Raw genomic sequence first — 19,394 nt, 5'->3', positions numbered from 1 at the left:
GCTAAGGGTAGTTGATAAGGGTCAGGTGAATCGACCAGCGAACAAGCAGTACTGCAGGACGTGCGCCGAGGTCTACCCAGCCCTGAGCAGGATGGGGTGCTGCGAGGTCACGTGCGGCCACGGACGCCGACGCCCACGCACACAAGTGAGCCGACGCGCTTTGCGCACCGCCCATCTCCAGAACATAGCCTTCGCCGGCTGACGTTGCCCGGTGACGCTCCACCGGGTGGAAGCCCTCTTTGCCTGACGGGCCCTGGAAGCACCGAACCCACGAGGCGTGGAAGACCGGGGGCGGATGGAGCAAGATATGGCCATTGCTTATCAATCTGCGACCGGGCGCGGTCGCAGATCGGCAATGGGTAGCGGGCGGCGCCCGTCGCGTCGGCCCGGCCGCCCCCTGTACCGCTGGCGCTGACGTCGCCGGCAACGCCGTGGGCGGACAGTGGCAGCAATGGACAATGAGCAGCCTGCCCCGCCCCGCACGGCCCGCCATCGTGCCCACAATCGGCCGGGTCGCCCGCACGCCGTGCTGCTCAGGCTGTCCGACGAGGAGAAGGCTGCCATCGACGCAGCGGCGGCGATCACGCAGCTGACCACGACCGGCTACGCGGCCAAGGCCGCTGTCGCCGCCGCGTCCGCCGCTCAGGCACCCGGTGCTACGACCGGCGATCTGCGCGATCTGCAGCACGAGTTGTTCGCCGCTCGCCGTGCGGTGGTGATGTTCGGCAACAACGTCAATCAGGCCGCCGCCGCGTTCAACGCCACCGGCCAACTGCCCGACTGGGCCGCTGAGGCCGTCCGGCTCTGCGCGGCCGCAGTGACCCGTCTCGATGAGGTGATATCCCGGATCGACAGGAAGCTGCGGTGATCACGCGGGTGCACCGACGGGGCTCGCGCATCGGTGGCCTGCTGCGCTACCTGTGGGGCCCAGGCAAGGCGGAAGAACACATCAACCCGCACCTGGTGGCCGTTTGGGATGGCGCAGGCCCTCTGGCAGACCTGGAGCCCAGAGTCACCGCCAGAGGGAACCGGGACCTCCGCGTGCTGACGGCACTGCTGGAGCAGCCGGTCCGTGCCGGCTACCGGCCGCCGACCAAGTTTGTCTGGCACGCCAGCATGCGGCTCGCCCCGGAGGATCGCCATCGCAGTATCAGCGACACGACGTGGGCGAACATGGCGGTGCAGATGCTCACCGAGGTCGGCGTCGCCACCACCGCCGCCGATCCGGGCCTGCGGTGGATCGCCATGCGCCACGACGACGACCACGTACACATCGTCGCCACGCTGGTGCGCGAGGACGGCCGTACCAACTGGATGCGCAATGACTATCCGCGTTGCGTCAAGGCCACCTACAACGTCGCCCGCCGCTACAACCTGCGCCGCCGGGTCCCGCCGGCTGACCGCACCGCGCACCGCCGCCCCCACCCCGCGGAGGTCAGCAAAGCCCGCCGCACCGACCGCGCCCGAACGCCGCGGGACGAGCTGCGCCGGCGGGTACGCACGGCTGCGGCTGCTGCCGCGTCGCAGGAGGAGTTCTTCACCCGGCTACGCGAGGCGGGCATCCTGGTCCGACTCCGGCACAGGAGCACCGATCCCCGCCAGATAACCGGGTACGCGGTAGCTCTCCCCGACGCCCGTACCGCTGGCGGGCAGCCGGTGTACTTCGGCGGCGGGCGGTTGGCGCCCGACATGACCTTGCCGAAGCTGCGGCTGCGGTGGGGCGCTCCCACGCCCATGCCGGTAACGCCGGCGGTCGGCCGGACCGAGCGGGCTGCCGCGATGCGCCAGGCCGCCAAGGTGGTCACCGCCGCCGCCGGCGACATCCGCCGCGACGCCCATGCCGCGCCCGGACGGGCGCAGGCCACCGCGGTCGCCGCAGCGGACCTGCTCACCAGCCTGGCCTATACGATGGAAGGTGACCGGCGCGGGCCGCTGCATCGGGCCGCCGAGGTATTCGATCGGGCGGCCAGAGACCTATACGGCCGGGTTCAGAAGTCCACCAGCCGCTCCCAGGAGATGCGCGCCATGTCGCGCCTGGTGGCGCTCCTGGGACGCTTCTCCGGCGACGACGACACGATCGCTGCCCTTGCGCTGGTCATGGACCTGGCCCGACTCGCCGACACCCTCGAACAGCTACGAATTGCCCAGCAGCGCCTGCACCAGGCCGAGGCGGCCCGGACAGCAGCCGACGCCCTTCGGCTGGTAGCGGGCGGCCGGCAACGGGCGGTAACGCTGCCGCTAACTCCGACATCAACACCCGCACCGACAGTGGGAGGCGGCCGGCGTACCGCGCGCGGCCGCTGAGCAGGCAAGGGAGGTGGACGTGCCGCACCCGCAGCAACACGAGGACCCGATGGCCGAGACCCGCCAACAGTTCCTACAAGGGCTGGCGACGATGGCGACCGTCGGCGAGGCCGGCGCCCGTTGGGCCGCCGTGGGAATCCAGAACAGGGCCGCCGAACGGGAACGCGATGCCCGCCGCGACATGGCCGCCGCAGCGGCCCGCCGCGAAGCCGACCGGCTGGCAGCGAAGGTACGGGCGGATCGGGAGCGGATGGCGGCCTCGGTGGACGGCGATTGGCTGGTCAACAAGGCCAGCTTCGCCGAGGCTGCCGCCGTCTGGCGTACTGCGACGATCCACGCCAGCAGTGACCCGGTAGCCCAGCGGGCGGCAGAGTTCGCCGAGCAACGGCTGCGGCGGATCCGCCCGGACCTGATGGCCGCCTACGAACGCCATCGGCAGGCGGGAGTACCGATCCCGGAGGCCATGCGTACCGCTGCCCGGGAGGTGTGGGAGCGTGACGCGCGCTCAGCTGGCCGCCCGCGCGGCGGCGCTCGCGCACATGGCGATACGCCCGACCGGCGGGGGATCACCCCGGACGGTCCAGCTGCGTTGCCACCCGGTGGCCGTGCACTCGTCGACGACCTCGACGCGGCCGTTAGGCAGGAGGCGATGAAGCTGGCCGAGTACGTCCGGCCGGACGCTCTCGACGAGTTGCAGCGCCAGTGGCGCGCCACGGGGAAGCTCCCTGCTGGCGATCCGGTGCAGCTTCTTCGCGACCTCGCGGCCGAGATGAACCAGGCGATCAGGGTCGGCGAGGCCGAGGGGCGGCCGGTCGAGGCGGTCCGTCTCGTTCAGCGCCATGTGGAGGAGGCGCTGGTCCTCGATCTGAAGAGTCGAGCGGCCGCTGAGCGCAGTGAAGGAGTCCGCGATGGTGGGGCGGTAGACAGTCCCCGCACCTCGGCTAACGAGCACGCAACCGGACAGTTGGCGAGCGTGCTCCATGACGACAACGCCGATCACCTCGTCGCCTCCGCAGCTGCCGTCCACCACGCTGACACGCGCGCGACGCCGGCCTGGGTGCAGGCCTTCCCAAAGCTTCGCGTAGCGCAGCTCAATCCCGCAGTCGCGGGTAAACAACCCGCGGCAGCGGTCACCGCGGTCCCGACGCGGGGCAGGACACGATGACGGCCACCAGGCCGCAGGGAACCCGAACTGAGTCGGATACCCAACTCGACGAACTCAGGGCTCAGATGGCGAGGCTGACGGCGCAGGTTACCGAACTGCAGCAGGCCCAAGCCGAACGCGCCCACCGTGGCGATGGAGACGATCAGCCGCCGCTGTACTCGACGGTCGAGCAGTGGGTGACCACCTACCTACTGCCGACCTTCCCACGCCCGGTCGGCGAGGTCGGGCTGACCCGGTGGCACTGGTGCGAGCAATGGTGGCGCCACGACGAAGCGGTGACACGGCTGACGGCCCTGTGGTACGGCTGGGAACAAGCCCGGCTGCAGATGACCGGCATGCTGCCCTGGCTACGAGAACTAGATCATCAGCTGCCCATCCTGTACGGCGATGACGGCCCGTTCCGCAACTGCGCTGCCAGCGGCGACCTCGGCGAGCACCGGCACCGCTCCACGCCTGAGATGCCGGTCCAGCCCGCGCCGCAGAACTGGTGGGGCTGGTGGGACTGAATCTCAGCGCAATCGACCCTGCTGGCGAGGACAAGACGGTGGCGGCCAACAGCGTTCGCTGTAGCAGATCAAACGGGAAGCCCACCAATGGTGTCATCGATTGCTTGCTCGAGAAGTGGCCAGCCACATTCCGGGCCTCCAGCCCAGTTCCAGCCGTAGTTCTTGATACCGAATTCGGCCGGATCCGGTCGGCGTCCGGTGGCCTCGGCGATCTGTAGGTAGTGGATGCTGCGGGCGGCGATCCTGGCAATTTCCTCATAGTGGTCTGCTGCTGTTGAATCACTTATACGTAGATCGTCATCGTAATATTGGCCGCCAAGCGCAATGTAGACAGCGTTGATGAAATCATCCGCGTTGGTCGGCAGAAGATCCACCCTGTTCGTCACGGCTGGTGCCTTTTCGCCGATCGCGGTGTACAGCTTGGCGAGATCGCCGTTGAACCAGTGGTTCGCCGCATGTGCTGCCAGCCGTGAAAACTGGCGGAAGGTTGGCGGTTTTCCTCGGACAGCGATAAGGCGGTGAAGTTCGCGGGCTACCCCGATGAGTTCTGTGTTCCAGCGAAAATGGAGGTAGTCTGTCAGATACCTTCGCGTCCAACCCTGCCGATGCCGGGTGACTATATTACGAAGAATCTCGAATCCGTCTCGCTTCTGGTGGCCGGTCGTTATGCGGACGCTGAGACGTATACCTTCGACGTCCGCAAGGTCAGTTTCGGGCAACTCCGATTCGGCGTACCTAGGGGGGCCGAGGTGCTGTGCGGCGTTGACGAGCTCCTCAAAAATGCTCAAGTGGATAGGGGTACCAGCATCATTCAGGGCTTGGAGGTCTCGCTGATGGTAGTCGCGCAGTCCTTCAAGACTTGTCCGGGAGTACGGGCCTTCGCAGACGTACCAAGCAGTCAGTGCCACACCCTCCCAAAAGTTCACTGCTGGGCCGAACGTCTCGGCCATCAGTCTGTGTGGGTAGGGTTCGCTGACGATGGTCTCGGGCCAGCGGGGAAGGACGATGCCGTCCCAGCGCTGATCGATGTCGCCAACGAGGTCGCCTGTCAGCAGCGTTCGGTAGATCGGCTCGACAGGTCCGTTCCTCCTGCCAACAAATGTCCCGCCTCCTTCGACCAGGCCCCACAGCGTGGGCATGCCGACAGTCTGCTTGGCATGCAGTGCATCGAACTGCTCCCACCATCGCCTCATCACCTCGACACGTTCGTCTACCGCGGAAACAGACGTGTCTTGTCCCATGAACGCCGCCAGCATGGCGTGCACGTCATCGACGTCGAGCCCGTGGTCGGCTGCGACAGTGGCGGCCTTGGTCGCACCACTGACGTAGAGCTTCGGTGTCGGGAGGGCTGTCACGATCTCTTCGTTCGGGTTGGGAGGCATGTCGAGGTAGTCCAGAAATTCCAACCAGTCACCCGCGAAGTACGCGCAGAGTACGGGCTGCAGCGCTCGGGTGAGAACCTTACGAGCGAGCGGTGTACCGATTTTCGCCCGTTTAACGGTCGCCGCAACTAATGTTTGGACCCGTTCGGCGCGGTAACGCTCAGCGAGCTGGCGCAGATCGTTGTTGGCTAGGGCGTCGAGCAGACCAGCCCGGGCCCGCGCTTGCCCGGCGCGGTCCAACCGGCTCCATCCACCCCGATAGGCGAACACAGAAAGCGCCGCCCCTGTGTTGAGTCCGAGGCTTTCGTAGGATTCGGTGATTGCTGCCCATGTGGCCGTCTGCTCCTCAGACGTACCCGTCGATCCGGCCGCCCGCTTATGCACGGGTGCCATCAGGCGCTCGAAGAGAGGAAGGAGAAGAGACCAGGTTGCTACAGCATCGGCAGAGGATGCGAATTGGGTGCGAGCCACCTCATCGAGACTGCGGGTTATGGCGTACCACGGGTCGTTCCGGATATATGCGGGCAGGTTCATGGATCCGACTTTTAGGGAGCCTTGCTCCGGTAGGAACCAGGCGCCGCGGGCCTGCTGCGCGCTCAACGCGAACGTCGTCGTCACGTAATCCCTCTCGGCCGAGCCAAGAGGGGTCAGCGTGATGGTGTCGTTGTTCTTGTCGCTGGGCGACCGGGGCTTTATCTCCGCGATCTTCGAGCCGGCCAGGGCAGCCTTGACGAGATTGGCGAGGAAATGGTCGGCGTCGGCGAAGCGTTCGGCGCGTCCGGTGTCCCGTTCCAGCCGGAGGAACTGCTCAGGCGGGGCGGAAGCGATCGCTTGTGCGAAGCCCGAATTAGCCATGGGTGCTCCGGATGACGGCCACGAACTCCTCGAACGAGCGTGGGTTCGGTCTGTTGGTGGCATATTCGGCGTATCGTTGGGCGAGGGTGTGCATTTCGCGTTCTTCGCGCCGAGCCTCGACCTGCTCGACGTCGTGAAGGAACTGCTGGTGTGTGTTCCCTTGCTCGGCGAGGACGACCGCGTCGGGGTTCTGCGCTGACTGAGGACCACTGGCAGTCGCATCCTGGCCTGGATGGTCGGGCACGGGAGCATCGCCGAACTGGTCCGCGTCGGTCGGGCGTGGGTCCATGTCGTTTTCGCGGCGGAGCGTCTCCAGGTGGTCATCGAGCCCGAGTTCGCCGTGGTACACCACGTCGAGGTTCTGGCGGTCATCCCGTCCGATCAGCGAGGGATGGTGGATAACTCGAATGCCACGGCCAAGGAACTGGTAGAACTCGCCGAAGCTTCCATAGGGTCGCATCGGCACCACGACGGTGATCGCCGGTAGGTCATAGCCTTGTCCCAGCATCTTGAGTTGGACGATGCCCTGCAGGTTGCCGGATTCTGCTTCGAAACGGGCCCTGGTCGCAGCAATCGACGCGTCACTCATCGAGTGGTGCAGGGTGGCGCATGGGATGCCGTGGTCGACGGCGATGCGAGCGACCTGTTCGGCGTGACGCTGCCCGAGGGTGGCGAACAGGACGCGAGGGCGGACCGGTGCGAGCACAGCGTGCTGCACGTCCAGGCATTGGCGGACGATCTGCATGACACGCCGGATGGGCTCCTCCAATGTAGCCGTGATGCGGGCGAGCTTGCGTTCGTCCTGCATGACCTCCAGCAGCGCTTGCTTCCCGACGATCTCCTCCCGGTCACCGCCTGGCCAGATGATCTCGTAGGTTGTCTGCTCGACTTCCGGTGTAAATCGATGGCTGCGAAGGTGCTTCGCGTGTCCGTCGGCGATCGAGTCGATCAACCGGTATCGGTAAACCACGTCGGCGGCCACAGTCTTGCCGTCTACCCGGGTGAAGCACGCAGACATCAGCAGCCGACGGGCATTTGGGAAGTGCCCGAAGAGACGCTGGTAGGACCCGGCGGCCGCGATGTGAGCCTCATCAACCACGATGAAATCGACATCGTCGGGACCTAACTTGGAGAGCAGATTATTCTCGTCATCGCCGACGCTGAGTGCGTGAAAGTTCGTCACGATGATCTCAGCGGACAGCAGCGACTCGCGGCTGACAGACCGGATCGGACCGTCGCCGCTGTCGAGCACCACGACCCTTGGTGGGCGGCAACCGGCGATGAGGGGCCCCCCACGTAGCGTGTACAGGGCGTTGCCGGCCACGCCCGGGTCGAGGGCGGTCGCGAACGTGCCGCGGATGACCCGGCCGGGAGTCACGATCAACGCCCTACGCCTAGTAAAGGCCAGTGTGGCGGCAACACCCAAGGCGGTCTTGCCTGCACCAACCGACATTACGCACGCGGCGTTGATGCCGCCGCGCCGGTAGTAGTTGGCCAGGCTGGCCATGGCCTCGCGCTGGCAGACCCGCAGCGGCCCAAGGTCCATGCGCTGCCGCACGAGGTCGAAGTAGTCGGGCTGCTGTCGAACAGGGGGCGTTGGTGGTGTCGCTAACCCGAGAAGATTCGGGGTCATATCATCCGGGACGGGCACGATCGGATTGGCGATGAGATGAGCGGCCAACGTCGGATCACTGCTGAGTACGGCCTGTAATTGCCCAACACAGCGAGCCGTGTCGTCGCGGATGGCATCGTACGAGAATCGCAGGACGACGAAACCAAGACTCGTCAGATCGTTCTGCCGAATCCGGTCGTAGACGAACGCCGCCTTGCTGCTGTGGAAGGCAAAGCCGTCGAGTTCGACCACTACCCTCAGTTGCGCCCCGGTCAACATGTAGTCCAGGCGGTAAGTCCGATCAGCGATAGCGACCGGATGCTGCGCGATCACGCACCCCGCGATGCCAGGTGTCGCAGCGGCGGCAAGCACCCACCGAACAAATGCGTTTTCCAGGAAAGACTGCCCGGGGACAACATCGATGAGACGGGAGCTGATCACCGTAGCTCCTCATCAAGAGCAGCAACCTTTGCTTCCAACTCCTGGTTTCGGTAAACGTCACCGAAACGTTGTGCGCGGTGGCTCAGTGCCAGGGCCTCTCGCAACGCCCCTTCAATCTCCAATAAGGTCACTAAGCGCTCCAGGCTGGTGATGCGCAGGAAGCCGTCCTTGGGACTCCTGTCGTTTCGCCATGCAATACGTGGAAGGGCCTCGATTAGGGCCAGGTCCAAGTAGCCGAAGGTCTCGACCATCCGCAGCCCCGAAGGCTCTCTGCGACGACGTGTCCACAACTCCGTCACGGCGTCTTGCAACAGGAAGTGATAATCCGATGCAGTGCCAGGGAGCTCCAAAGCCTCCCAAACTGTCCGTACAAGAGCCTCTAGTCGGCGATGGGTTGGCTCAGCGTCTTTATGCCTCCTCGCCGGTGAAGCTGATGTGATCGCACCATCGGCTTCCGGCCACATGAGATAGCCCATGTCCGTCCTGGGTCGCACCTGAGACCGGGGCAAGACGGTCCGGTCGATGCCAGGACTACCGCCGAAGCGGATACCCGGGATCGCGGCCATCCGATCGAACCACGCTTCCAAGGAGAACTCCACTAGCTACAGAAGTCGATCTAGAGCAATGCCGGCACGTCGAGTCAGACTGCCATCTCCAGTACGACACCGCCATCCGCCACTCAGAGCTAACGAACTGCGTTGGACTGGGGCCATCCTGAGGGGAGCCATCAGACCAGCTGGCAAATCAGCGTTCACCTACTGCTGGAGCTGTATCTGGCGTAGTCGCAGCCTCAATAGACAGGCGGAGGTCATGTAGCGCATCGTCAACGTGCGCGATCGCGAGGATCGCAACGGTGTCGACCACAACCCCGGTGTGTGCGACGATGCGTCGGGCGATTCGGGCGGCCTCGTCCCGGCTTGTCGCCTCAAACAGCAGCGGCACCAGGACACGAACGGCGGCGCACTTGCCGTCGATGTCCTCCAACAACCGGGGATGCCGCTCTACGAGCCGGGCGAGGCGGTGGTCGAGCACCGTGTCGAGCATTGATCGCGCCCGCTGCTGCAGGAAGGCCCGCAAATGAGCCCGGCCATTCGGCCAACGCAGCAGGTCGGCCGGGTCAGCGCCCGTCGTGAACTCTGCCGCCAGCAGCGGACCGGGCGGGCGCGGCTGCCGGAGCAGTTGCCAGGCCCGGTCCACTGCGCCACGACCGGCTGGATCCGCATCGAATGCCGCCACGATGCCCCGCTTGGCACCTGGCAGCTCCCGCAGGATCGCGGCCTGGGCACCGGTCAGCATGGTGCCGCACGGCGCGAGAGCCACTGCTCCTGATCGGCGCGACCGCGAGTAGGACAGCCACACCGCGAGGACGTCAGCTGGCCCTTCGACCAGGACCGGCATCCACTGTTCGTTGAGGCGATCCCGCTGCTCCGCAACCCCGAACAGCAGCTGTCCCTTGTCGTAGATCGCAGTCCCAGGGCTGTTGATGTACTTGGGCACACCATTCGCGGCACCAGGGCCGGCGCGGCCGAGGAACGCCACAGCGTGCCCGACCGGGTCGCGCACCGGGAACACGATCCGGTCCCGGAACACATCGATGAGTCGGTCTGGCTTTCCTCGGGTGCGGGTCGACAAGCCCGCGGCGACCAATTCGTCTGCGGTGAAGCCGGCAGCGCGCAGGTGGCGCGTCAGCGAATTCCATCCAGGTGGGGCGTACCCGATCCGCCACGGCCACTCCCGCTGTACGAGGACACCAAGACCGCGTTCGACGAGATATGCGCGAGGGCCGTGGGCGTACTCGAGCTGAGCCCGGTAGTACGTCACCGCGGCCTCGACGGCCGCCAGTAGCCGCCAGGTCAAGAGCCCGGTGCCGGGCACCGCGGATGTCGGTTGGTTGAGCCGAGGTGCGCCCATGGCCTACCTCCGATATCCAAGCTAGCTTCAGCTGGCCCGTCCCCGCCAGGAGCGCTGCGCCATCCGGTCGCGTCGGGCGGCGCGGGTGCGTTGCGCCTGACGGGTCATCTCGGCGGTGGATGCGACGACGGCCGCAGTCAGTCGGTCGGCGCTCGGCTCGTCGTACCAGGGCAGCAGGTTGAGCATGGCTACCTTCACGCCGGTGGCGAACAGCAATGCCGAGCCCTTTGGCAGTGCCCGAATTCGCGCCGGGTCGAGGATCCGCTGCCGACGCACCGACGTCTGGTACGAGGTGTGGCCCTTCCCGTCGCGGGTGCGGGAGGCGACGGTGACGTCGTGCTCGCCAACGAGCCGGGACAGGTCCTCGGCGAACCGCGCGTCGTCGATGCCCGCGCCGACCAGCTTGACGGTGGCGGCCGACCATAGTGCGTCCATGCCCTGCTCACCCCATACCCTGGTCCCTTGCCGATACGACTGCAGGATGGTCAACGGGATGATGCCTCGGCTGCCGAAGTGGCTGTACAGCTCGGGCAGGTCCGCGATCTTGCAGATGTTCGCGGCCTCGTCCAGGCAGGCGACCAGCGGCGGATCGAGCCGGCCACCCTGCGCCTCGGCCAGGGCCACTGCGGCGCGCAGCACCTGGTCGGTCAGACCAGCGACGAGCGGTGCGGCCGCTCCGGCGCCGTCCTTGGACAGCAGGTACAGCGTGTCGGTGCTCTCGACGAATGCTTCGACATCCAGCGCTGGAAGGGGCAGGTCCGGTGGGGTGACCCAGGCCATGATGGTGGGGTTGGCCAGGCACGCCGCCGCGGTCCGGGCGGTTTCGTAGAGCCCTTCGCGGGTCTCCGGTGCGCCGGCCTGCCGGCCGGACATGGCTCGGGCGGAGGCACCGAACCCGTGACTCTTGAGGATCGTCGCGGGCTCCCGCGAGGTGGAGTCCGACAACCACGCCTGCACCGATGTCAGCGTCCGGCCCTCCAGCGCGGCAGCCAGGATCAGCGACGTGAGCAGGTCCAGCGCACCCTGGATCCAGAAGTCGTCGCTGCCCTGCGAGTTGCGGACCTGTTGGACGAAGTGGTTAGCCAGCCGGTGGGCGTCCTCGACGGCCTCCACGGTGGCGAGCGGGTTCCACCACCAGCCCTGCGGCACGTGAGCAATGGACTGCGGGTCGAAAGCCCACACGCTGCCATGCTCGGAGCGAGCGGTTGCCGTCGTGGCCCACAGGTCGGGCTTGTTGCTGGTGGCGAGGGCCGCCCCCGGCGCGCCGAGGATGGACTGCACGGCCAGGGCAGTGGTCTTTCCGGCGCGGGGCGCCATCACTGCAAGGATGACGTCCTCCCATGAGGAGTAGAGCCGAGGACCTGAGCCGCGCCGCCGCCGATGCGCGCCGAGCACGATCCCAGCGGACTCGGCGGAGATCTCCTTCACCGTCGCATCCGCCAGGCCGTGCCGTAGGCGCCGAGCCTTGGCGGCCACTGGGGGCAGCGTCATCGCGCGCACCTCGGCCGGGCCAGCCAGCGACGGCAATGGGTCTTCGGCGTCGGGCCTGCGCCCCTGCCACCACACCGCCGCGAGAGTGACCAGACCAACCAGCACCAGCAGCAGCACCGCGTAGACCAGACCGACAACGGTGGGGGACACCCCGGGCCACAACACCGACCATTCGGTACGCAGCAGGTGTTCCAGGTACGCCGCTCCGAAGCCGGGACCGGTAGCTGGCTGCCCGGTCACGGCGGCGGCCATACGTCCAGCCAGCCAGGACAGCCACATCAGGGCGATGACCGCCCACGCCAGCCCCAGCATCAGGAACGGGGTGAGGGGGCCTCCGGCACTGCCGCGCGGCTCGACGGGCCGGGTGTTCATGGCTGCGCCTGTCGGATCGCGGCGTCGGTGTCGTAGAGCTCCCACTCGTCGCCGACCAGAGTCAGCGACACCGGCAGTCCGTTGCGTTCACCAGTCTTGATCAGATATTTGCCTCGGCCGGGATGCACGGAGCCGGCGAACCAGGCCTCCGGTGCGGCCCAGGATGCCACCAGCTCGCGTTCGGGCCCGGACAGCTTGATCACCTCGTTGACCCGGTTCAGCTCACGAGGCGGCAGCCCGGCCAGGATTTTGATCGCGGACCGTTCGATGAAGCCCTGCGCCTTTGCCCGGTCCTCCGGAGTCGGCAGAGCGTCGAGGTCGGCGAGAGAGTGGGTGACCATCACGCTGGCCATTCCGCGTTGCCGGTTGAGTCGGGTGAGCGCGTCGGCGTGCTCGACGAGGCCGGATGCACCACGCAGGGCTCGCCACAGCTCGTCCATCACGCCGAGGTACTGCCGGCGCGGTGCGAGGCCCTGGTCCGCCAGCACGGATGCGGCGTCGACCATGCCGAAGCCGTATGCCCAGGTGCAGAGCATCGCGGCGGCTACCAGTTGGTCCCCGGCGGCGGCGACCTGGGAGATGTCGACGCTGACAGCCGGGGCGTCCAGATCCAGGGGCTTGGTCGTCGGGCCGTCGAACACCCCGCGCAGGCTGCCCTCGCACAGCAGCGCCAGGGTAGGTACGAGCTGGTCGACGCGGCGGCGGTACTCGCCGTCGGTCCGCGCCCGGGCCGCGGTCAGCAACTCGTCGGCGCCGGCTTCGACCAGGCTCAGCACGTCCGGCACGGTGGGGTCCCGGTCAAGGCGCTCGGCGAGTACGTCGATCGCCCGCCCGAGGATGATCTCCTCGGTGTTGTTAAGCGCCTGTCCTCGCACCAGGGCGCACAGCGCCAGCAGCAGAGCCATGCGCCGGCCCCGGATCTCGAGCCGCAGTTGCCGGGCGTCGGCGCTGCCCATGCGCGCGAGCGCGCTGCCCAGCGGGCCGGAGTCCAATGGGTTGAGCCGGTCGAGGCCGCGGCCGACGCGGATGACCTGCCCGCCCAGGTGCTCGACGAGTCGGGTGTAGTCGGGCTTGGTGTCGCCGAGGATCAGGGCGCTGGTGCCGAACCCGGTCATGCCGGTGATGAGTCGCTTGACCACCGTGGATTTGCCGACACCGGGTTGGCCGAGGACGAACACGCCGGGGTTGGTGATGAGGCCTTCGCGCAGCCATTCGAGAGGGTCGAGGCAGACGACCTCACCCCACAGCATGTGCCGCCCGATCGGTACGCCGATCGTGGGTGCCCCGGATCCGGCGACGAAGGGGAACAGCCCGCAGAGCTGGATCGTCGTTCCCTGGTACTCCATCCCGCGGGAAACGTGGCTGGCTCGGCCGGCGCCGGGTGTCCGTACACCCCATGCTGGCGCCGGCGCGACCGCGTCTGCGGCGGCGGTGCTCTTCATGAATCTCTCCTGGTCGTTTGGTCAGCGGGGCCAGTGGCGGGCCAGCTGCGGCGGGCATATGCCGCAGGGCAGGGTGGTGGCGAAGCCGGCGGCTTGGCTGGCGCGTAGCTGCCGCAGCCGGATCTTGGCGACGTCGGCGCGGGATTCGACGTCGGCGATGGCCCGGCCCAGGTCGTCGGCGCGGACGACGGTGGTCGTGATGAACAGCGACATCAGGCCCACCCCGGACCCGGTCGCTTCTTCCCGCGCGGTCTGTAGGGCCCTTTCCCGGTCGGCGTGGTCGCGAGCGGACTCGTCGCGTTTCTGCGCCCGGTTGTACGCCGCCCGGAACGCTGCGGCGTTGACCTCGCTCTCCACGATGCGAGCGGCCTCCCCAGCGGGGAAAGGTCGGTACAGCAGCGAAACCCGCTTCGGGTACGGGCCGGGCGCCAGCAGCCGGGCGAGGACGTCGGCGTGCACGTGCTGACGTGGTGCCTCGTGCCACGCCCATGAGACCGAGGTGCCGGAGTCATGCACGTACCGGTCGAGGTGCTCCTCGGCCATCACGGGCCCGGCGGTGTCCCAGTCCAACCACCGGCTCAGATCCAGCCCGGGAGTCGTTACCAGCCGGACCATGTCACCTCGGCTGGCCGGGTCGAACGCCGTCCGCACGATGGCCGAGATGGTCTCCGCGCTGGCTCGGCCGAGGACGGTCAGTCCGCAGCTTCCCAACGAGTCCTGCAGACCCGGCAAGGTTCGGCTGATCTCCTCCAGGGCCTCGTCGACGCCCTGGGGTTTGCTGGGGGAAGCACCGGGCTTGAAAGTCACCGACACCCGGGTCTCCACGTCGGCGGCGGCTGCCGGGGACACTTCCACCAGCCGTTGCAGCACCCGGCGGGCGGAAGCCGGTCCGTGGGGGACGATCCGTCGGCTGACGTGGTCGGCCAATCGGGAACCCGGATCCGGGGCGGTGTCCACGGTGACGGTGACATGGTCGACGATCGGCAGGTAACCCAGGTTCGCCAACCAGCCGCCCCAGTTGGCCACCCACGCCGCGCTCGCGTCGGGATCGGCCAGCCAGGTCGACGTGGCCGCGCAGCGCAGTGTCACCGTCATGGTGCCCAACCGGCGGTTGTAGACCACCCCGTACCGGCCGCTGCCCTCGTCCTCGACGGTCAGCAGGGTTGTCGGTGCGAGTACACCCGGCAGTTGCCAGGCATGTTCGCCGGCCACCATCACCCCGGAGCGGTACGAGGTGTAGCTGCGGCTGGTGCCGATCAGCCATCGCACTCGCTGTGCGATTCCGGCTGACAGCGGCACCCCGTCCCAGCGCAGGACCAGTAGCACCACGAGCAGCACACAGGGACCGGCGGTAACGGCCAACGCCCGCAGTCCCATCGATCCGGAGATGATCAGCGCGGTGATCGCCACGAGGACGACGAAGGTTTGCGTTGGTCCGAGGCCGAACAGGCCCATGCCCCGGGCCCGCCGCCAGCCCCCGTAGGTACGGATCCGCGCCTGTTCGCTACTCACGACGGCGCACCTCCGTCCCGCATCGCGGAGGTGGCCGTGTTCGCGCCCGCCTTCGCTGCCGCGGCCCCTGCCTGCGCGGCCAGGACGGTGCCGATGACAACCGGTGCCGCCGGCCCGGTCGCGGCTCCCGCCGCTCCGGCTGCTGCCGTGCCGCCCCCAGCCGCTGCGCCACCCCCAGCCGCTGCGCCACCCGAGGCCGCAGCGCTTCCGCCGGCGGACGCGGTAGCGCCGGTGCCGGCGGGCACGGTGGCCGTGGGTGTTACCGGACCCGGCATGCCGCCGGCGGTGGCACTGCCGCTGATCACCGTCGGCGCGTTACCAGCAGTGCCCCCACCGGATCCACCGGTGGGCGAGGGCGTGGATGGAGTCGGCATGGCCCCGGTGGGACCGTTACCGCCGCCGTTACCGGGACCCCTCGACTCCATGTAGCGTGCGTGGTCGCCGGCGCTGTGACCGCCGGCCGCTCCGCGTATCGAGGAGGCGGCGTGCAGGCCCGCAGCCGCGCCGGCGCCGACCATGCCGAGGCCTCCGCCCCCGGAGGCGACGCTGCCGGTGAAGACCGTGAAGAACTTCATCAGCGCGGGCAGGGCGATTACCGACAGGGCCAGCATGCCCAGGCCCATCAGCCAGTCCCGCCCGTTGCCGCGCATCATCACGAACGAGGTGGCGTACACCGACACCGCCGCCGGCTTGTAGAGCGCGAGCGCGAGCGACCAGCCGAGAGTTTTGTGTAGCCAGTGACTGGTGCCTCGGGTGATGGAGCCGGACGCCGCGAGCTCGAGCAGTCCGGGCAGGATGACCACGGCGCCTTCGCGGAAGACCATCAGGATGGTCTGCACCACAGCGGCGAGGATGACGACAACGCCGACGAGAATCATCACAAACGGGGCCACCTCAGCACCGGGCAGCAGCAGCGCCCCGAGCGCTGCACTCATGGCCACGTTGGGCGGCTCGTTGGACTCCTTAAAGATCGCCTCGTTCAGCAGCCACATCGAGTAGCTGTCACCAGCTTTGAGGACCAGGTGGGTGCCGGCGATGCCGACGCTGCCCCAGAGAGCGGTGTTCCAGACCCCCCGGACAGCCTGCAGAAGCGGGGCGCCTCTGCGGCTGATGACGATGGTGATGCCCTGCCAAATCAACCCAGCCACCAGAACCAGGATCGTGATCGGCAGCATGAACCCGCGCAGCTGCTGCGCTGGACCGGCGGCCCCGTTGCACTGGGCCACCCAGTCGGTGGCCCACTGCCCCGGGTCGGAGCCGCTGGTCGGACACAGGTTGTTCGACGGGATGAGCGTCCAGCTGGTCAGCAGGGTGGCGACCCACTGAATCGCGTCTTCAACCTCGCTGGCTAGCCCGTTGAGAAGCGCGGTGACCATCGAGTCACGGGCCTCGACGCCAGTGTTGATACCACCGACGATGACGCCGGTGCAGGTCGTGGGCATGAAGGGGTTGCAGAAAGGCATGAGCTCACCTGCCCGCGCTGAAGGGAAGGAACATGGCGGTGTAGGGATCCAAGACGACGGTTACGGCCTGGTCGAACGTCCCGCCGGCCGGAGCCAGCAGCGCCCAGTCCGAACCCGTCCAGCGCACGCGTACCTCGGTGCTGACCATCAGCGACGTACCCGAGCGGTTCGGAGCTTCGGTCAGCAAGCGAAGGACGACCTCGTCTTCGGTGTAGTTGACGATCCGGTAGCCGAGCAGGGTCGCGTTCAGGCGTCCGACGGGCTGCCCATCCGCCACGCCCGTCTGGCCGCGCAGCTCGTCGTACGCCTGCCTGACCTGGACCCGCATCGCGGCCGCGTCGGCTCCGACGATCTGAGTACGCAGCGTGGGCTCGAAAACAACCGGACCGACCTGCGGGTTCACGCGCACGACAATGTGCACGGCGGCCAGCACGGCACCACCAGGATCGTGTGCAAATCCCCGAGCCTGGCCCTCGTCGGAGACGCGAGGACCGGACTGTTGCGACACAGGCACCGAGACTCCCGCGACGTCGTCCCAGCCCAGGTCACGAGGCAGGACTGCCTGCCCGTTGGCGGTCGTCTCGGGGCGGACCGGCACCGGTCCCAAGGTTGAGGAAGCAGGACGATCCGAGTCCGCAGCGAACACCATCGCCACGGCCGCAGCGCCGAGCACCGCGGCAGCGGCCAGACTGAGGGCGGTAACCCGGCGACGCGTGGTGCGGCGGGCGCGAGAGATGACGTCGTAGGTCATGACTCAGCCCGGCAGAACTGCGCCGACGACCACGGCCGCAACCGCGCCGCACGTGAGCCCGGCCAGCACCCACGGGATGCCAGCCGCGCCGTCGGCCGCGAACGCCGACCGGTTCCGGCGACCGACGGCCATCATGATCCCGCAGACAAGTAGGCCGCCGACGCCAGCGACGATGAGGAGCCACTTCATCCAGCCGATGAACAGATTCCCGGTGGCATCGAGGCCGGGTGGGGCGGCGGGCGGGGGAGTAGGGACTGCCAGGGCGTCGAGCGCAGCCCCAGCGAGGTAGTGAGCAAACACAGCAGTCTCCCGAAGGTCACGATGCCCTCGGTTGGGCATCTGCCCTGGACCTTCGCCGGGTAGGGCTGACGGCAGACTTGACGCTGGGATTGCTGCCACCGTTACCGCCGCTACCAGCCGCGACTGGCAGCGGTAACGGCCTTCGCGCCTCGTCAGCGTCTTGGCCATGAACGCGCGAACTTATGCAGCAGTGGCAGTCGTCCTGATGCTGTCCGCTACCGGCTGTTCCGCCGCCGGGCAGCCGGCGGCGACCGCGCCGAGCACTACCAGCGCCCCGTCCGCTCCCGATCCCGCTGACGTCGCTGCCCCGGTGCCGCCGCCTTCGCAGGTCGGCTTCGCGTACGTCGACCCCGGCGAGGTGTGCATCCGGTTCACCGCGGCTCTCTATAGCGCCGACACACGGCGGGATACCGGACCGGGCGACGCCTACAGCCGCGCCATCCGCTACGCCAGGGGCACGCTTGCGGGACAGAGCTCCGCCGCGAGACAGGACGGCCGCTGGGCGACCTGGGTCGAACATCGGGCGTACGTCGACGCCGCTGTGGAACCCTTCGTCGACGCATTGCTACCAGCAGATACGGCGGTCTCCGCGCGGCGCACGGTTCGGGTGACCGCAACACCCCTTGGTGAGGACGGCTGGCGGGGGTGGACCGAGCACAGCCTGGTGGACTGCACCCTGCGCCGCGGCGGCTCGGACGGATCCGGCTGGCGGGTCTCCGGATACGAGATCCGCCAGGCAGGTCTGCGATGAGCAAACCGTGGACATCCCTCGCGGGAGGGCTCGCTGTTGTGGTCCTGGCACCGCTTGCGCTGGTCGTGTTCGTTGCCCTCGCAATGTTTGGAGTGAGCCCGGCGACGGGCTGCACCATCAACCCACCGAGCGTTTCGCCTGGTGCTTCAGCTGCGCAGCCGGAGTGGTCCGGTCAGGGCTCCTGGAACTCCGAGCAGGTCAGCAACGCGGCCATCATCGTCTCCGTTGGGGCCGAGCTGCACGTGCCGCGCTACGGCTGGGAAATCGCCGTGGCCACAGCCATGCAGGAATCCACCCTGCGCAACCTCGGCCACCTCGGCGCCGACAATGATCATGACTCGCTCGGACTGTTCCAGCAGCGACCCAGCCAGGGCTGGGGCACCCCCGAGCAGATCCTCGACCCCCGCTACGCCGCCCGGAAGTTCTACGAGCGCCTCGTCAAGATCGATGGCTGGCCTGCCATGCCGCTCACCCAGGCTGCGCAGGCCGTACAGCGGTCGGCGTTCCCCGACGCGTACGCGAGGTGGCAGCCCGAGGCGCAGCAGTTGGTCGCTCTGATCAGCGACGGCATGAACATTGTCTGCACCAGCGACGGCGGGGACGGGCTGCCATCACTGGACGACGCTGGACTGCCCGACGGCTTCGTTCTGCCGTCTGACCCGAAGCTGCGAGCAGTCGTCGCCTTCGCCCTGGCCCAGCTCGGCAAGCCCTACGTCTGGGGGGCCGAAGGACCGGACAGCTACGACTGCTCCGGCCTGATGATGGCCGCCTGGGCCAAAGGCGGCGTGCGGATCCCTCGGGTCACCGCCGACCAGGTCAGTACCGGCGCCGCCGTTCCATCCCTGGCAGCGATGCGACCTGGGGACCTGATCTTCATCCCCGGTTCGGACGGCACGATGGCCCGGCCCGGCCACGTCGGGATGTACATCGGTGTTGATCGGAGCGGACGGCAGTACCTCGTACAGGCGCCCAAGACTGGTGACGTCGTAAAGGTCGTCGCGGTCAGCAGCTGGAGCAGGCAGGTTGCCGCACTCCGCAGGCCGACGCCGTGACGGAGGCCGACAGCTGCTGTACTCGGTCGGATGATCTGCGGCACCGAAGGACACAGGCCGGGCGTTTCCAGCAGCGCACTCGGC

General features: G+C 67.8%; 16 protein-coding genes. 6 read left to right on the top strand and 10 right to left on the bottom strand.

What is annotated here, in order from left to right:
- The first annotated feature begins 451 nt into the window (after nt 1-451).
- From AB0B57_RS34250 to AB0B57_RS34235, 4 genes are all read left to right on the top strand, one after another.
- Nucleotides 452-868, top strand: a complete 417-nt coding sequence (locus AB0B57_RS34250; RefSeq protein ID WP_357079673.1) for a hypothetical protein — start codon at nt 452-454, stop codon at nt 866-868.
- Nucleotides 869-1,041: 173 nt separating this feature from the next.
- Nucleotides 1,042-2,304, top strand: a complete 1,263-nt coding sequence (locus AB0B57_RS34245; protein ID WP_357079670.1) for a relaxase — start codon at nt 1,042-1,044, stop codon at nt 2,302-2,304.
- 19 nt (nt 2,305-2,323) lie between these two features.
- Nucleotides 2,324-3,469: a hypothetical protein gene (locus AB0B57_RS34240; RefSeq protein ID WP_357079667.1), complete on the top strand. Its 1,146-nt coding sequence runs from the start codon at nt 2,324-2,326 to the stop codon at nt 3,467-3,469.
- Complete coding sequence (locus AB0B57_RS34235; RefSeq protein ID WP_357079664.1) at nt 3,466-3,975, top strand: DUF4913 domain-containing protein; 510 nt, start codon at nt 3,466-3,468, stop codon at nt 3,973-3,975. Before AB0B57_RS34240 ends, AB0B57_RS34235 begins: the two co-directional genes overlap by 4 nt.
- A gap of 68 nt (nt 3,976-4,043) precedes the next feature.
- On the opposite strand, the gene AB0B57_RS34230 is transcribed toward AB0B57_RS34235, so the two are convergent.
- The 10 genes from AB0B57_RS34230 to AB0B57_RS34185 all read right to left on the bottom strand — a co-directional run bounded on the left by AB0B57_RS34230 (nt 4,044) and on the right by AB0B57_RS34185 (nt 17,507).
- Entirely contained in the window at nt 4,044-6,212 is a 2,169-nt protein-coding gene (locus AB0B57_RS34230; RefSeq protein ID WP_357079661.1) for a hypothetical protein, read from the bottom strand.
- On the bottom strand, nt 6,205-8,265 hold the full coding sequence (locus AB0B57_RS34225) for a DEAD/DEAH box helicase family protein (RefSeq protein ID WP_357079658.1): 2,061 nt from the start codon (nt 8,263-8,265) through the stop codon (nt 6,205-6,207). Before AB0B57_RS34225 ends, AB0B57_RS34230 begins: the two co-directional genes overlap by 8 nt.
- A complete protein-coding gene (locus AB0B57_RS34220; RefSeq protein ID WP_357079655.1) occupies nt 8,262-8,516 on the bottom strand; it encodes a hypothetical protein in 255 nt (84 codons plus the stop codon). The genes AB0B57_RS34225 and AB0B57_RS34220 overlap by 4 nt, the downstream gene beginning before the upstream one ends.
- A gap of 493 nt (nt 8,517-9,009) precedes the next feature.
- Nucleotides 9,010-10,176, bottom strand: a complete 1,167-nt coding sequence (locus AB0B57_RS34215) for a toprim domain-containing protein (protein WP_357079652.1) — start codon at nt 10,174-10,176, stop codon at nt 9,010-9,012.
- Nucleotides 10,177-10,203: 27 nt separating this feature from the next.
- On the bottom strand, nt 10,204-12,039 hold the full coding sequence (locus AB0B57_RS34210; RefSeq protein WP_357079649.1) for a TraM recognition domain-containing protein: 1,836 nt from the start codon (nt 12,037-12,039) through the stop codon (nt 10,204-10,206).
- The gene (locus AB0B57_RS34205) at nt 12,036-13,481 is read right to left on the bottom strand and encodes a hypothetical protein (protein WP_357079646.1); all 1,446 of its coding nucleotides are present in this window, start codon (nt 13,479-13,481) and stop codon (nt 12,036-12,038) included. Before AB0B57_RS34205 ends, AB0B57_RS34210 begins: the two co-directional genes overlap by 4 nt.
- A gap of 21 nt (nt 13,482-13,502) precedes the next feature.
- Nucleotides 13,503-14,993, bottom strand: coding sequence for an SCO6880 family protein (locus AB0B57_RS34200; protein ID WP_357079643.1), 1,491 nt, complete (start codon nt 14,991-14,993; stop codon nt 13,503-13,505).
- Nucleotides 14,990-16,168 (bottom strand): hypothetical protein, encoded by a 1,179-nt coding sequence (locus AB0B57_RS34195; protein WP_357079640.1) that lies wholly within the window; start codon nt 16,166-16,168, stop codon nt 14,990-14,992. Before AB0B57_RS34195 ends, AB0B57_RS34200 begins: the two co-directional genes overlap by 4 nt.
- A 292-nt stretch (nt 16,169-16,460) precedes the next feature.
- Entirely contained in the window at nt 16,461-17,207 is a 747-nt protein-coding gene (locus AB0B57_RS34190) for a hypothetical protein (RefSeq protein WP_357079637.1), read from the bottom strand.
- A 3-nt stretch (nt 17,208-17,210) separates the two neighbouring features.
- Nucleotides 17,211-17,507: a hypothetical protein gene (locus AB0B57_RS34185; RefSeq protein ID WP_357079634.1), complete on the bottom strand. Its 297-nt coding sequence runs from the start codon at nt 17,505-17,507 to the stop codon at nt 17,211-17,213.
- A 166-nt stretch (nt 17,508-17,673) separates the two neighbouring features.
- On the opposite strand from AB0B57_RS34185, the gene AB0B57_RS34180 reads away from it, so the two are divergent.
- Nucleotides 17,674-18,258, top strand: coding sequence for a hypothetical protein (locus AB0B57_RS34180; RefSeq protein WP_357079631.1), 585 nt, complete (start codon nt 17,674-17,676; stop codon nt 18,256-18,258).
- A complete protein-coding gene (locus AB0B57_RS34175) occupies nt 18,255-19,310 on the top strand; it encodes a C40 family peptidase (RefSeq protein ID WP_357079628.1) in 1,056 nt (351 codons plus the stop codon). Before AB0B57_RS34180 ends, AB0B57_RS34175 begins: the two co-directional genes overlap by 4 nt.
- Nucleotides 19,311-19,394: the final 84 nt, after the last annotated feature.

Origin of the sequence: Micromonospora sp. NPDC049101 (assembly GCF_040648675.1) — a bacterium.
Lineage (GTDB): Bacteria > Actinomycetota > Actinomycetes > Mycobacteriales > Micromonosporaceae > Micromonospora.
This window is presented reverse-complemented; position numbering and strand designations above follow the sequence as displayed.

Excerpts from the sequence above, each read along its gene's own strand:
- AB0B57_RS34250 (WP_357079673.1), top strand. The coding sequence starts at position 452 with ATGGACAATGAGCAGCCTGCCCCGCCCCGCACGGCCCGCCATCGTGCC.
- AB0B57_RS34235 (WP_357079664.1), top strand. The coding sequence starts at position 3,466 with ATGACGGCCACCAGGCCGCAGGGAACCCGAACTGAGTCGGATACCCAA.
- AB0B57_RS34230 (WP_357079661.1), bottom strand. The coding sequence starts at position 6,212 with ATGGCTAATTCGGGCTTCGCACAAGCGATCGCTTCCGCCCCGCCTGAG.
- AB0B57_RS34220 (WP_357079655.1), bottom strand. The coding sequence starts at position 8,516 with ATGGTCGAGACCTTCGGCTACTTGGACCTGGCCCTAATCGAGGCCCTT.
- AB0B57_RS34215 (WP_357079652.1), bottom strand. The coding sequence starts at position 10,176 with ATGGGCGCACCTCGGCTCAACCAACCGACATCCGCGGTGCCCGGCACC.
- AB0B57_RS34210 (WP_357079649.1), bottom strand. The coding sequence starts at position 12,039 with ATGAACACCCGGCCCGTCGAGCCGCGCGGCAGTGCCGGAGGCCCCCTC.
- AB0B57_RS34205 (WP_357079646.1), bottom strand. The coding sequence starts at position 13,481 with ATGAAGAGCACCGCCGCCGCAGACGCGGTCGCGCCGGCGCCAGCATGG.
- AB0B57_RS34195 (WP_357079640.1), bottom strand. The coding sequence starts at position 16,168 with ATGCTGCCGATCACGATCCTGGTTCTGGTGGCTGGGTTGATTTGGCAG.
- AB0B57_RS34190 (WP_357079637.1), bottom strand. The coding sequence starts at position 17,207 with ATGACCTACGACGTCATCTCTCGCGCCCGCCGCACCACGCGTCGCCGG.
- AB0B57_RS34180 (WP_357079631.1), top strand. The coding sequence starts at position 17,674 with ATGAACGCGCGAACTTATGCAGCAGTGGCAGTCGTCCTGATGCTGTCC.
- AB0B57_RS34175 (WP_357079628.1), top strand. The coding sequence starts at position 18,255 with ATGAGCAAACCGTGGACATCCCTCGCGGGAGGGCTCGCTGTTGTGGTC.